This is a genomic window from Sorangium sp. So ce406 (assembly GCF_051474675.1).
Lineage (GTDB): Bacteria > Myxococcota_A > Polyangia > Polyangiales > Polyangiaceae > Sorangium > Sorangium cellulosum_G.
Genome location: NZ_CP150340.1, coordinates 10,226,147 through 10,240,000 on the forward strand (window position 1 = coordinate 10,226,147; position 13,854 = coordinate 10,240,000).

Genomic DNA, 13,854 nt, shown 5'->3' on the forward strand with positions numbered 1-13,854 from the left:
CGGCGACGGGCGATCGCGCTCGACCTGCGGAAGCGCGCTCACGGAGCGGGCGAGCCGCCGCTGCCTGCGCCCCGCCCGGCGAGCGCTTCCACGATCCGCTCCATCCTGATCCCGCGCGAGCCCTTCACGAGCACCAGATCGCCTCGCTCGACGACCTCGATCGCGCGGGCCGCGGCGGCGCCCGCGTCGCCGGCGAACCACGCCGGTACGCCGGCCGCCTCTGCGGCGCGCGCGATCCGCGACGCCTCGCCGCCGACGGCGATCAGCGCGGCGGGGCGCGCGGCCCCGACCTGCGCGCCGAGCGCGTCGTGCTCCGCCGCCGCGAGCGCGCCGAGCTCGCGCATCTCGCCGAGCAGCAGGACCAGCCGCTTCCCGAGCGCGCCGGCCAGCTCCACGGCTGTCTTGAGCGACGATCGCATCGACAGCGGGTTGGCGTTGTAGCTGTCGTCGATGATCACGGTGCCGTCCGGCAGCTCGCGGACGGACAGGCGCCCGTCCCCCGGCGGCATGAGCCCCGCGGCGGCCTGGGCCGCCCGCTCCGTCGAGAGCCGCTCGCCGAGCGCCTCTTCCACCGCGGCGACCGCGGCCGCCGCGGCGAGTGCGCCCGCCTCTCCGAGCAGCGGGACGACGATCTCCAGCGGCTCGCCTCCCCGCTCGAGCCTCACCGCGGTGCCACGGACCCCGACCGGCCGTCGCGCCGCGATCCGGATCTGCGCGCGCCCGCCGAAGCCGTAGGTGATCCGCCGCGCGGCGCCGGCGCGGGCGAGCTGCTCGACCACCATTGCGTCGTCGCCGTTCCCGAGGGCGGTCCCCTCGGTCGGCAGGGCGGCGAGCAGATCGCCCTCCTCTGCAGCGACGTCCTCCAGGGTGCCGAGCCCCTCGGTGTGCTCGACGCCGATCGACGTGAGCACGGCGAGGTCCGGCCCCGCGATCCGCGCGAGGGCCGCGACCTCGCCGCGCTGGTTCGTGCCGATCTCGACGACGCCGAAGCGGTGGCGCTCCTCGAGCCCGAGCAACGTCATCGGCAGGCCGATGGCGTTGTTGAGGTTGCCCGCGGTCGCGTGCACGTCGCCGCGGCCCACGCCCGCGAGCAGCGCCGCGATGGCCCGCGTCGTGGTCGTCTTGCCGGCAGAGCCGCCGATCGCGACGACCGCGCGCGGCCCATCGGGGTGGGCGCCCCTCCGCCACCGCTCGCGGTGCGCCCTGGCCAGCGCCCCGAGGGCAGCGAGCCCGTCCTCCACGAGCACCACGCCTCCTTCTGACGGCAGGTCCACCTCGCGGGAGACGACGAACGCAGCCGCCCCTCGCCGCGCCGCGACGTCGAGGAACCGGTGGCCGTCGAAGCTCTCACCGGCGAGCGCGACGAACGCGGCTCCGGGCGCGATCGTGCGGCTGTCGGTCGAGATACCCCGCGCGTCCGGCCCGGCCCGCAGCACGCGCCCGCCGGTCGCGCGCGCCAGCTCGTCGAGGGTGAAGGGGGCGAGGTTCTGCGGGATGGGCGTCGCCATGGCGGGCGATCACCAGCATGGAACAGGGCGCAGGGCCAACGAATCGCCTGCGGCGCGCGCTGTCAGCGCCGCGGCTTCTCCTTCTCGACCTCGTCGTAGATGTCCTCGGTCTTCGGCCGCGGGCGCGCGGCCGGGCGCGGCGCGGCGGTCGCGCTGGGGGCTGCCGGCTCGCTCACGACCGGCGCGGACGCCGTCTCGGCGGTCGACGGAGGAGGCTCGGTGTAGTCGATCGAGATCGGCCCTCCGCCGCCCATGCTCTGCCACAGGGTGATGCCGACGAGCGCCAGCAGGGCGACGGCCAGGAGCACGCTGAGCGCGATGATGAGCGTCCTGCCGCCCTCGCGCCGCGGCGCCGTGACGGCCGCGGGCTTCTGCGGCTCCGGGCGCTCCTGTACGAAGTTCGACGGGAGCACCGGCATCTCGAGCCGCGCGGACGTGGTGGCCCAGGGGCTCTCGGCGGCCATGGCTGCGCCGTCCCACCCGCCGGCAGCCGCCTGGGGCGCGCTGTGCGACGCCGCGCCGTCCCATCCGCCGGCGGCCGCCTGGGGCGCGCTGTGCGACGCCGCGCCGTCCCATCTGCCACCCGCCTGCGGCGCGCCGGGCGCCGCAGCGTTGTCCCACCTGCCACCCATCTGCGGCGAGCTGTGAGCCGCAGCGCTGGGCGCTGCGCCCATGGTGGACGCAGGCGCAACGGCGGATGGCGGGCCTGCCTGTTCCGGCACGCCGGCGTGCATCGACGCCATGGGCGGACGCGCAGGCTCTGACAGAGGGGGACCGCCAGCGGAGCCGTAGCCGGGACCTCCGAACGCTGGCGGAGGTGCCGGTGGAGGCGGCTGCGCCGCGTTCGCGCCCATCCGCTCCGTGGTCGGCGCCGGCATGAAGGACATCTGGCTCGGGGGCGCAGGATCCGACGGCGGCGGCGCCGAGACGAACGGGAGCGCGCTCGGAGAGAAGACGCCGCTGGCAGACAGCACGTCCTGCTGCGAGACGAGCCCGGGCGGGAGGGTCCCGCCGCGCGCGGAGAGGTTCGCGGTCGGCGGCTGCGTGTGTGCGGGGAAAGCAGTCCCGGACGGCGCTGGCGCAGAGAACGCCGGCGCTGACGGCGCTGCTCCCGGGAACGCCGGCGCTGACGGCGCCGCTCCCGGGAACGCCGGCGCTGGCGGCGCCGGCCCCGGAAGCGGCGTCCCGGTTGGGGCTGACCCGGCGAACCCCGGCGCCGCCCCGGCGAAACCGGGCGCCGACGGCGCCAGCGCGGAGTATCCGGCCGGGCTGTGCTGCTGAACGTGAGGGCTCAGCGCGTACTGCGCGGCGAGCGGGCGCAAGGCCCCGGGCGCCATGAGCGGCGGTACGGGCAGCGGCCGGAACGGGATCCCCGCGCCTTGCGCGGACAAGATCGGCCGGCCTGGCTGCGCCGCCATCTCACTCTCCGGGGCTCCCCATGGAACGTGTTTGTCGGTCATCCGCGCGCCTCGGAGGAACCGCCCAGCGGACCCCCTGCCTCACACTGAAGCGGAACAGCGGTTTCAATCTACCTCCAAGTCTTGGTGTCCGGCCATCCTTCTGACGCGTCGCCCCGCCCCGTGAGGCTCCGCTGCGCCGGGGCGCTCAGCACGGCGACGACCCAGCCGCCCGTTGCGGACGAAGGCGCAGCGAGCCCCGCGCTCGCCTCGCAGCGCCGCGAGCTCGGACCGCCGCCGCGCCGCGCGCGGTCCCCCGCGGCGTGCGCGAGCGTGGACGACGCGCGAGCCGCGCGCGGGCCAGCGAACGCGCGAGACGGCACGCGAGTGCCCGCCAGCGAACGCGCGAGACGGCGCGCGCGCCGCCGCGGGTGAGCGCGCGCGGGAACATCGGACGGCAGAGCTCGCACCGAGGCGCTGTCCACGCTTGCCGGGAACTCTCGACATGACCAGGGCGCGCGCCGTGGACGGGCGACGGCGCTCCCGCGGGGACGCGGGCTCCTCCCGCCGCGGGGCGGCTGTCGACCGCGGCAGCACAGTGCTATGGCTCGTCGCGATATGGCCGCCGAGACGATGGGCCCCCGTACCACCGAACCTTCCTCCAACGAGCCGCGCGAGCCCGCGCGCTACGATCACGCCGAGGTCGAGCCGCGCTGGCAGCGCGCCTGGGAGCAGGGCGAGACGTTCCGCGCCGTCCGCAGCGCGGGCAACGCCCGCGGGAAGCGTTACGTGCTCGACATGTTCCCCTACCCCTCCGGGGCGGGGCTACACGTCGGACACCCCGAGGGGTACACGGCGACCGACATCGTGTCCCGCTACCACCGCATGCGCGGCATCGACGTGCTGCATGTCATGGGCTGGGACGCCTTCGGCCTGCCGGCGGAGCAGCACGCCATCGAGACCGGCACGCACCCGGCCGACACGACGGCGCGGAACATCGCGACCTTCAAGCGCCAGCTCAAGATGCTGGGCTTCAGCTACGACTGGTCTCGCGAGCTGTCCACGACCGATCCGCGCTACGTGCGCTGGACGCAGTGGATCTTCCTCCAGCTCTTCAAGAAGGGCCTCGCTTACCAGGACGAGGTGAGCGTCAACTGGTGCCCGGCGCTCGGCACCGTCCTCGCGAACGAGGAGGTGATCGACGGCAAGAGCGAGCGCGGCTCGCACCCCGTCTACCGGACGCCGCTCCGCCAGTGGATGCTGCGCATCACCGCCTACGCCGACCGCCTGGCGGACGATCTCCGCCTCGTCGACTGGCCCGAAGGGACGCTGGCCATGCAGCGCGCCTGGATCGGCCGCTCGGAGGGCGCGCTCATTACGTTCGAGGTCAAGGGGTGGAGCAAGGGGTCGCTCAGCGTGTTCACGACCCGCCCCGACACGCTGATGGGCGTCACCTACGTCGTGCTCGCGCCCGAGCACCCGCTCACTGCCTGGCTCATGGGCGCCGAGGGCGGCGCGTCCGAGGCGCGCCGCGAGGCGGTGCGCGCCTACGTCGCCGCCGCGGCGAGCAAGAGCGATCGCGAGCGGGTCGCCGGGGCCGCGAAGGAGAAGACCGGCGTCGACACGGGCCTCGTCGCCGTCCACCCGATCACCGGCGCCGAGGTGCCGGTCTGGGTCGCGGACTACGTGCTCGGCGGCTACGGCACGGGCGCGGTGATGGCGGTGCCCGGTCATGACGAGCGCGACTTCTCCTTCGCCAGGACCTACGGGCTGCCGATCGTCGAGGTCGTGAGCCCCGACGGCGCCCTGCGCGACCAGCTCGAGGCCGCCCACGTCGACCCGGGCGTCGCGGTCCGCAGCGGCGAGTTCGACGGGCTCAAGACCGAGGACTGCAAGCGCGCGGTCATCGCCCGCCTCGAGGCGCTCGGTCGCGGCCGGCGCGAGGTGAACTACAAGCTGCGCGACTGGGTCTTCTCGCGCCAGCGCTACTGGGGCGAGCCGATCCCCATCTACTTCCCCGTCGATCTCGCCGCTCCGGACGGCGACCCCAGGAAGGGCGACGCGCACACCATCCGCTACGATCAGCCGATCGCGGTCGACGAGGCCGACCTGCCGCTCGATCTGCCGCCGCTCGCCGACTTCCGTCCCGGCGACGACCCGGCGGGCCCGCTGGCGCGCGCGGTGGACTGGCGCTTCTTCCAGAAGGACGGCACGTGGTACGCGCGCGAGACGAACACGATGCCGCAGTGGGCGGGCTCGTGCTGGTACTACCTGCGCTTCCTCGACCCGCACAACGACGCCGAGCCGTTCTCGGAGGCCTCCTACGACGCGTGGATGCCCGTCGACCTCTACGTCGGCGGGGCGGAGCACGCCGTGCTGCACCTCCTCTACGCGCGCTTCTGGCACAAGGTGCTCTACGATCTCGGCCGCGTGAAGCACCCCGAGCCGTTCGTGAAGCTCGTGCATCAGGGGATGATCCTCGGCGAAGACAACGAGAAGATGTCGAAGTCGCGGGGTAACGTGATCAACCCCGACGACATCGTGCGGTCCTACGGCGCCGACGTGCTGCGGCTGTACGAGATGTTCATGGGCCCGCTCGAGGCGGTGAAGCCCTGGCAATCAGGGCAGATCCAGGGGGTGGTCCGGTTCCGGGATCGCGTGTTCGCGACGTGCACGCGGCCGCTCTCGGACGCGATGGACGACGCGACGAGCCGGCAGCTCCACCGGACGATCAAGAAGGTGACCGGCGATATCGAGGCGATGGCGTTCAACACCGCGATCTCCGCGATGATGGTCTTCGTGAACCACCTGAGCTCGCTGCCCTCGCCGCCGCGCGAGGCGGTCCTCCGCCTGATCCTCCTCGTGTCGCCCTTCGCGCCGCACCTCGCGGAGGAGCTGTGGCGGCTCACCGGCCACGAGCGTTCGCTGAGCCATGAGCCGTGGCCCACGTACGACGAGGCGCTCTGCGTCGATGACGTCCTGGAGATCCCGGTGCAGGTGAACGGCAAGGTCCGCGGCCGGGTGATGCTGGCGAAGGCGGCATCGGAGGAGGACGCCCGCGCCGCCGCGCTCGGCCTGGAGAGCGTGGCCACCTTCTCCGCGGGCAAGCAGGTGAAGAAGTTCATCTACGTCGCCGGGAAGATCGTGAACATCGTGGTCGGCTGACCGCCCTGGCGACGCTCCGGCGCCGCCGGGCGACAACGAGCATCCGCTGCGCGGCGACGTCCCGAGCGGATGCTCGGCACAGGCGGCGCGGGGGCTTTCTCCCGGAGCGCGACGAGGGCGCGCTCTCCCGCTGCCCCCTCACCGAGGAGCGCGCTGTGCCGTGCGGTCGCCGAGGTCGGGCGCTCGCCGTGCGCGTGAGCCCGCCCGGCGCGCTGCCCGCATGCGTCACCGCAGCGCAGCGGCGTTGCTCCGCGAGCGCGTGAGCTTCCTCCGAAGCGGCTCTCTCCTCCCCTCGAGGAACACGGCAGTGCACAGCCCAGGCTGGCAGGTGGCGTGCAATGGCGGCTGGCGGTGTGCCGGAACAACACCGCGCGGAGCATCCGAGCTGGAGGCCTCCTCGCCGCCGCCGCCGCGCTGGCCGGCTGCGCGGGGGACGCGTGGGAGCCTGGTCTGGACGAGGAAGAGGCGGCGGAGATCGCGCTGGAGATCAAGGGAGGGTACCCCGACGCTGGAGATCGCGCGGTCGCCGGGCTGCTCATCACGGATCGACGCGGGCGGGTCTCGCGGACCTGCTCGAGCACGCTGATCGCGCCCAACCTGGTGCTCACGGCGCAGCACTGCATCGCTGAGGCCCCGAAGCTCATCGCCTGCAAGACGGCGACGTTCGGTGAGCCGGTCGATGCCTCGCAGGTCTTCGCCACCCTCGGCAGCGCCCTGTGGGCCGCGGATGCGCCGTGGATCGCCGCCCGCGCGCTGCTCAGCCCGCCTGACGGCAACGCCGTATGCGGGCGCGATCTCGCGCTGGTGGTTCTTTCCTCTCCGGTCCGCGGCAGCGAGGTCACCCCCCTCGCGCCCCGCCTCGGCCGGCCGCCGGAGGAAGGCGAGGTTTACTCGGCGGTGGGCTTCGGCGACACCGAGGGCCGAGCGCGCGACGGCGGCGCCCGCCGGCGCCGCGATGGCCTCCACGTCGAGTGCGTGGGGTACGGGTGCGGAACGCAGGAGCGCGTCACGGGGAGCGAGTGGCGCGGAGAGAGCGGCATCTGCAGCGGCGACTCGGGCGGGCCCGCGCTCGACGTCGCGGGGCGGATCATCGGCGTCACGTCGCGCGGGCCGGCCGGCTGCTCCGACCCCATCTACGGAGGGCTGATCGCCCATCGCGACTGGCTCGTCGCCGAGGCGAGGCGCGCCGCGGAGGTCGGCGATTACGATGCGCCCTGGTGGGCCACCGGCGCCGGCGCGGCGGAGCGCTTGCCTTCGCGACGACCGCTCGACGAGCGCTGGCTCTCGTGCGCGCAGGGCCCCATCACGGGCGGTGTCGAGGCCGCTCCCGCGCTGCTCACGCTGCTCGCGATGCTCGCGCTGAAGCGCGCCAGGAAGGCCACGCCACCCACGTAGCACGCGTGGCGGAGCACGATTTCCGCCGGATCACCGCTCCAGCGCACACCTCGCCTGCTAGGATGCGGCCGTCCTGACCCTGCGGAGTGTCCATGTTCAGTTCGCCCACCATCCGTCCGGCCGCGCTGCTCGCGGCGCTCGCGCTCGCATCGATGTCCGTCGGCTGCGGACCGACCTATGTGCGCGGCAATCAGGTCGAGGGGCTCGACGACGCGGCGATGAGCACGGGGATCGACAAGCGCGACATCGAGCAGCTCCTTCACGAGAACCTGAAGTCGCTCATGGCGTCTCCGATCGCCAAGGCGTGGGCGAACGACGGCTCTCGGCCCACGCTCGCCATCTACCCGCTGTCGAACCAGACGAGCGAGCACATCGATAGCCAGCTCCAGGCCCTCCTGTCCGATATCGAGACGTACATGGTCAACACGGGCCTCGTCACCGTGGTGAGCGTCGAGCGCCAGCAGCAGATGATCGCGGAGGTCGAGAAGCAGCACGGCGGCGGCTTCGACCCGAACCACATCGCCGAGTACAACCGCCAGCTCGGCGCGAAGTACTACATCACCGGCAAGGTCTTCACCTCCGACGAGCGCACCGAGGACGAGCGCCGCGTCCAGTACTTCATGTTCATGCAGGTCATCGAGGTCGCGACGAGCGCGGTGGTCTGGCAGAACAGGGCCGCCTTCACCAAGGCGCTCATCCAGGAGTGATGCTCTCGCGGCACGCGAGCCTCTGGGGGCGCGGGCGCGCGGTCCTGGCGCCCCTCGCGGTGCTGCTCGGCCTCGGACAGGCGGCCTGCGGCGGCCACGAGGATCGCGTGCGCACCGCGCTCGACGCGCTCGATCGGGGAGCCCCCGCCGAGGCGGTCGCCGCGCTGAACGACGAGCTCGAGGTCGAGACCGCGGACGAGCTCCCGGCGCTCCAGGGCGACAACGCGCTCCTCCTGCTCGACCGCGGCAACGTCCTCCTCAGCATGGACCGCTACAAGCTGTCGGCGCGCGATCTCGGGACCGCGGACAAGTCGATCGACCTGCTCGACATGTCCCGCGGCGCCGCCGACGAGCTCGGGAAGTACCTCTTCTCGGACGACGCGGGCCCGTACAAGGCCCCTGCTCACGAGAAGCTGCTCATCAACACCGTCAACATGATGAACTACCTGGCCCAGCGCGATCTCGACGGGGCCAAGGTCGAGGCCCGACGCCTCGCGGTCATGCAGAAATACCTGCGCGATCACGAGGGCGAGACGGCGCTCCTCGGCCTCGGGAGCTACCTCGCCGGCTTCGCGTTCGAGAAGAGCGGCCAGCCCGAGGAGGCGCTCCTCCACTACGACGACGCGCTCCGCTATGGCCCGTATCCGTCGCTCCGCCTCCCGCTCCGCGCGCTCACGCGCGGCGAGCCGCGATCGCCCCGCATCGCCGCCCTGCTCGAGGGCGTGGAGCCGCCGCCGCCCCTCGCCGAGGCCGGCGAGGCGGAGCTCGTCGTCGTCGTCGGGTTCGGGCGCGTGCCGCAAAAGGTGCCGCAGCGCCTGCCGATCGGCCTCGCGCTGACCCTCGTGGCCAGCGACATCAGCCCCACGGATCGCGCGCGGGCCGACGAGCTCGCGGCGAAGGGACTCGTGACGTGGGTCAACTACCCGACGCTCGCCCGCGGCAAGGGCGGCTACTCGATCCCGACCCTGAAGATCGACGGGCGCGTCCGGCCCCTGGAGCAGGCGCTCGACGTCGAGGCGCAGGTGCGCTCGGCCTGGAAGAAGAACGAGGGGACGCTCATCCTGTCGGCCATCACGAGGACCGTCGCCCGCATCGCGGCGGGCGAGGCCGCGCAGGGCGCGACGGAGGCCGCCGCGGAGGACTCCGGGCCGCTGGGCTTGCTCGTCGGCCTGCTCACGAGCGCGACGCTGACCGTGCTCGACACGCCGGACACGCGCGGCTGGTCGACGCTCCCCGCGCGCATCGCCATCGCGCGGCTCCGCGTCCCCGCGGGCACGCACGACGTCGTCGTGGGCGCCCGGGGCGAGGTGCGGCGCGCGCGGGTGAGCGTGGCCGCCGGCGGGTGGGCGTTCGTCCCGGTGATGGTGCTCCGCTGAGCGCCGCGGGCGCGGGGGGTTGCGGGCGCATTCCTCCCGCGGCAGTCTCCGCGCCGATGCGTAGCCCTGACGTTCGCGCCGTGCTTGTCCGTGCGCTCTCGGCGTGCTCTCCCCTCGCGCTCCTCTTCGCGACCGCCTGCGGGACGCTGGCCACCTCGCCGTCCTGGGTCGGCGGCGGCCTCGCCGTCGCCGCGCCGATCCGGGCGGCCGAGGAGGACGCGGCGCTCGAGCGGGAGCGCGCGCTCGTCGCGAGCCAGCCGAAGCAGATCGGCGCGCGGCACATCCTCGTCATGCACGACGGCTCGAAGAGCAGGCCCGAGGGCGTCCAGCGCACGCGCGAGCAGGCGCGCGCGCGGGCCCAGGAGGCGCTCCTCAAGATCCGCGGCGGGGCGAGCTTCGAGCAGGCGGTCACCGAGTACAGCGACGAGCCGGGCGCCGCGGAGCGCGGCGGAGACCTCGGGGTGTTCGAGCGCGGCGTGATGGTCAAGGGCTTCTCCGACGTCGCCTTCGCCCTGAAGGTCGGCGAGGTGAGCGAGATCGTCGAGACGCCGTTCGGGTTTCACATCATCAAGCGCACCGAGTAGCGCCGGCCGCGGCCCGCCGCGCGCTGGCCGCGGGCTCGACGCGTCGGCCCGAGTCGCCTAGCGTTCGCGCATGACGAGGACCGCCCGCGCCGCGCAGACCGCCGAGCACCGCCGCCTCGAGGAGGAGCGCGAGCGCCTCCTCCGCTGGAAGCACTGGGGCCCTTACCTCTCGGAGCGGGCCTGGGGGACGGTGCGCGAGGACTACAGCGCGAGCGGGGATGCCTGGGCGCACTTCCCCCACGATCACGCCCGGAGCCGCGCCTATCGATGGAACGAGGACGGGCTCGGCGGCATCTGCGACCGACACCAGATCGTGTGTCTCGCCGTCGCCGTCTGGAACGAGCGGGATCCGATCCTGAAGGAGCGGGCCTTCGGCCTGACCGGCCCGGAGGGCAACCACGGCGAGGACGTCAAGGAGATCTACTACTACGAGGACGCGACGCCGACCTCCAGCTACCTGCGTTACCTCTACCGCTACCCGCAGCGGCCGTTTCCTTACGAGGAGCTCGTCGCCGCCGGACGCCGGGGCGGCCTCTCGGACAGCGAGGTGGATCTCCCCGATCTCGGCGCCTTCGACGGCGACCGTTACTTCGATGTGTTCGTCGAGTACGCGAAGCGGAGCCCGAACGACATCCTCATGGTGATCACGGTGGTGAACCGCGGCCCGGAGGCCGCGCCGATCCACGTGCTGCCGCACCTCTGGTTTCGCAACACCTGGTCCTGGAGCGAGCCTCTCGGCGAGATCCCGGAGATCCGGGCCATGGAACCCAGCGCCGGACACGTGATGCTGCGCGCGGCGCACCCCGAGCACGGCGCGCAGTACCTGTACGTCGAGGGCAGCCCGGAGCTGCTCTTCACCAACAACGAGACGAACCGCGAGCGGCTCTATGGCACCCCGTCGCGGACGCCGTACGTCAAGGACGCGTTCCATCACCGGGTCATCCACGGCGACAAGGAGCGGGTGAACGCCGAGCTGCGCGGCACCAAGGCCGCGAGCTGGCATCGCCTCGAGGTGCCGGCCGGCGAGCGCCGGCGGCTCCTGCTCCGCCTCGCGCCGGAGCCGGTGGAGAGGCCCTTTGACGGCGCGGACGAGCTCCTGCAGACGCGGCGCAGGGAAGCGGACGAGTACTACCTCGCCGTCCAGGGCCCTGACCTCTCCGACGATCGCCGCGCCATCCAGCGGCAAGCGGCGGCGGGGTTGTTCTGGACGATGCAGTTCTACCACTACGACGTCGACACCTGGCTCCGCGGCGACGCGCAGGCGCCGCCGCCGGAGCGCCAGAAGGGCCGCAACAGCCAGTGGCGACACGTCTCGGTCGCCGACGTCATCTCGATGCCCGACAAGTGGGAGTACCCCTGGTTCGCGGCGTGGGATCTCGCCTTCCATGCGCTCGCGCTGGCCCCGCTCGACATCGATCTCGCGAAGGCCCAGCTCAAGATGATGGTCAAGGAGTGGTACCAGCACCCGAACGGGCAGCTCCCTGCCTACGAGTGGGAGTTCTCGGACCTGAACCCTCCGGTGCACGCCTGGGCGACGTACCAGATCTACAAGATCGAGCGGAAGCAGCGGGGCGAGGGCGATCGGGTCTTCCTCGAGCGGGTGTTCCACAAGCTGCTCATCAACTTCGCCTGGTGGGTCAACAAGCGCGACGCCGAGGGGCACAACGTCTTCGAAGGCGGGTTTCTCGGCCTCGACAACATCTCGCTCTTCGACCGCAGCGAGCGGATCGCGCCCGGGGTTCGGCTGGAGCAGGCGGACGCCACCGCGTGGATGGCGATGTACTGCCTCGACCTCATGCGCATCGCGCTGGAGCTCGCGCTCGAGAACTCCGCGTACGAGGATCTCGCCAGCAAGTTCTTCGAGCACTTCCTGCGGATCGCGCACGCGCTCCACCACACCGCGGACGGTCGGCTACCGCTCTGGTCCGAGGAGGATGGCTTCTACTTCGACATCCTGATCGAGGGCGGGAAGCCGCGGCACGTGAAGACCCGCTCGGCCGTCGGCCTCATCCCGCTCTGCGCCGTGCACGTGATCACGCCGGAGATCTACGGCAAGCTCGCGAACTTCCGGCGCCGAACCGAGTGGTTCCTCCGCAAGAACCCGGCGCTGGCCGAGGCGATCACGGTGCGTCCGGACGGGCGGCAGGTGCTCTCCGCGGTGACGCCCGGGCGCCTCGAGCGGGTGCTCGCGCACCTCTTCGACGAGGACAAGTTCCTCTCGCCCTTCGGCCCGCGCTCGCTCTCGAAGGAGCACGCGGCCTCACCCGTCTCGCTCGGGCTGGAGCGCTGCGATGCGCAGTACACCGTCGGTTACGAGCCCGGCGAGTCGATCACGCGCATGAAGGGCGGCAACTCGAACTGGCGCGGCCCGATCTGGTTCCCGCTCGGATACCTCCTCTACCGTTCGCTCCTGCGGCTCGATCACGGCTTCGGCGACGTGCTCGCGATCCCGCCGGTCGGCGGCCGTGGCCCTCGCACGCTCCGCGACGGAGCGCACGAGCTCGCGCGCCGGCTGATCGCGATCTTCGAGCGCGACCGCGACGGTCACCGCCCGGTCTATGGCGAGCACCCCGTCTTCCAGCGCGATCCCGGCTTCCGAGATCGCCTGTTCTTCTTCGAGTACTTCCACGGCGACACCGGCGCGGGGCTCGGCGCTTCTCACCAGACCGGCTGGACCGCGCTCGTGGGCGATCTGATCCTCCGCGCCGGGCGGCACAGCCTCCCCCATTCGTAGTTCGCCACACAGGTCGTTCGGTGCAGCGCCGGTTCTCGTGAATTCGTGCTAGGAGGGCGCCTGTGTCGCTGGCGCTCGGCGTTTCGTTGCTCGCGCTGGCCGTCATGCTCGGCGGCCTCGCGGCGTTGTTCCGTCACCGGAACGAGGGCGCGATGTCGGCGCTTCGGACCTTCGCGCTCGTCGGAGCGGCGTCGATCGCGCTGCTGCATCTGCTGCCGGAGGCGCTCGGTGAGATCGGCTGGCTCGGGCTGGCCGCGGCGGCGGCTGGCTTCCTGGCGCCGGCGGTGCTCGAGCGCCTCGTGCTCGGAGAGGCCGGCGTCCACCGGACGCCGACGACGGCGCTCGCGATGGGGTACGCCGCGGTGCTCGCGCATCAGTTCGGCGAGGGCGCGGCCGTCGCCTCGCTCTCGCGGGTCGGGCAGCTCTCCTTGCCCATCGTGCTGGCGCTCGCGGCGCACACGGTGCCGCTCGCGATGGTGGTGGCGCTCCAGGTCCTCGAGGTGAGGGCCGGGACCGGCGGCAAGCGCGCCATGAGCGCGGCCCTCGCCGGCATCGCGCTCGCCACGGTGATCGGCGCCTTCGCGACGCGCCTCGTCGACGCGGAGCGCTTCGAGGCGGTCGAGCCCTGGGTGCTCTCCGCGGTGGCGGGCCTTCTCCTGCACGCGCTCTCGCACGAGGCGATCGCCAGCGGCCCCGCGACGTCCGTGGGCCGAGCGGGCGAGGCCATGGGCGGCCTGCTCGGTCTGGTTCTCGCGACGACCGGGATCGATGAGGAGGAGTGGGTACAGCAGATCCCGGTTGCGCTCCGGATCGCCGCCCTGGTCATCCTCGTCGGCCTCATCTTCCTGCGGAGCTACGGCCCGAGGCGAGCCGCCGAGCACACGCACTGACGCCGACTCCCTGCCGGAGGCCTTGCCGCCCCGCGCTATGTTCTCCCGGCGGCGCCGACGTCTGAGCCCGATCGACGTTCTTTCTCCGGCGTGCCGTG

9 protein-coding genes are annotated in these 13,854 nt (G+C 72.7%); 7 read left to right on the forward strand and 2 right to left on the reverse strand.

Annotated features, from left to right (window positions below; genetic code table 11):
• Positions 1-38 precede the first annotated feature (38 nt).
• Positions 39-1,508: a UDP-N-acetylmuramoyl-tripeptide--D-alanyl-D-alanine ligase gene (locus WME96_RS38370; protein ID WP_437286519.1), complete on the reverse strand. Its 1,470-nt coding sequence runs from the start codon at positions 1,506-1,508 to the stop codon at positions 39-41.
• Positions 1,509-1,570: 62 nt separating this feature from the next.
• Complete coding sequence (locus WME96_RS38375) at positions 1,571-2,140, reverse strand: hypothetical protein (protein ID WP_437286520.1); 570 nt, start codon at positions 2,138-2,140, stop codon at positions 1,571-1,573.
• A gap of 1,398 nt (positions 2,141-3,538) precedes the next feature.
• Here WME96_RS38375 and leuS point away from each other — a divergent pair.
• The 7 genes from leuS to WME96_RS38410 all read left to right on the forward strand — a co-directional run bounded on the left by leuS (position 3,539) and on the right by WME96_RS38410 (position 13,756).
• The gene (gene leuS / locus WME96_RS38380) at positions 3,539-6,070 is read left to right on the forward strand and encodes a leucine--tRNA ligase (RefSeq protein WP_437286521.1); all 2,532 of its coding nucleotides are present in this window, start codon (positions 3,539-3,541) and stop codon (positions 6,068-6,070) included.
• A gap of 333 nt (positions 6,071-6,403) precedes the next feature.
• Positions 6,404-7,465 (forward strand): trypsin-like serine protease, encoded by a 1,062-nt coding sequence (locus WME96_RS38385; RefSeq protein ID WP_437286522.1) that lies wholly within the window; start codon positions 6,404-6,406, stop codon positions 7,463-7,465.
• Positions 7,466-7,557: 92 nt separating this feature from the next.
• Complete coding sequence (locus WME96_RS38390; protein WP_437286523.1) at positions 7,558-8,172, forward strand: penicillin-binding protein activator LpoB; 615 nt, start codon at positions 7,558-7,560, stop codon at positions 8,170-8,172.
• Positions 8,172-9,548, forward strand: a complete 1,377-nt coding sequence (locus WME96_RS38395) for a hypothetical protein (protein WP_437286524.1) — start codon at positions 8,172-8,174, stop codon at positions 9,546-9,548. The genes WME96_RS38390 and WME96_RS38395 overlap by 1 nt, the downstream gene beginning before the upstream one ends.
• Before the next feature lie 80 nt (positions 9,549-9,628).
• The gene (locus WME96_RS38400; RefSeq protein ID WP_437286525.1) at positions 9,629-10,132 is read left to right on the forward strand and encodes a peptidylprolyl isomerase; all 504 of its coding nucleotides are present in this window, start codon (positions 9,629-9,631) and stop codon (positions 10,130-10,132) included.
• Between the two features lie 70 nt (positions 10,133-10,202).
• Positions 10,203-12,866 carry an MGH1-like glycoside hydrolase domain-containing protein gene (locus WME96_RS38405; protein WP_437286526.1) on the forward strand — a complete coding sequence of 888 codons (2,664 nt, stop codon included), beginning with the start codon at positions 10,203-10,205 and terminating at the stop codon, positions 12,864-12,866.
• A gap of 62 nt (positions 12,867-12,928) precedes the next feature.
• Positions 12,929-13,756, forward strand: coding sequence for a hypothetical protein (locus WME96_RS38410; protein WP_437286527.1), 828 nt, complete (start codon positions 12,929-12,931; stop codon positions 13,754-13,756).
• The last annotated feature ends 98 nt before the right edge of the window (positions 13,757-13,854 follow it).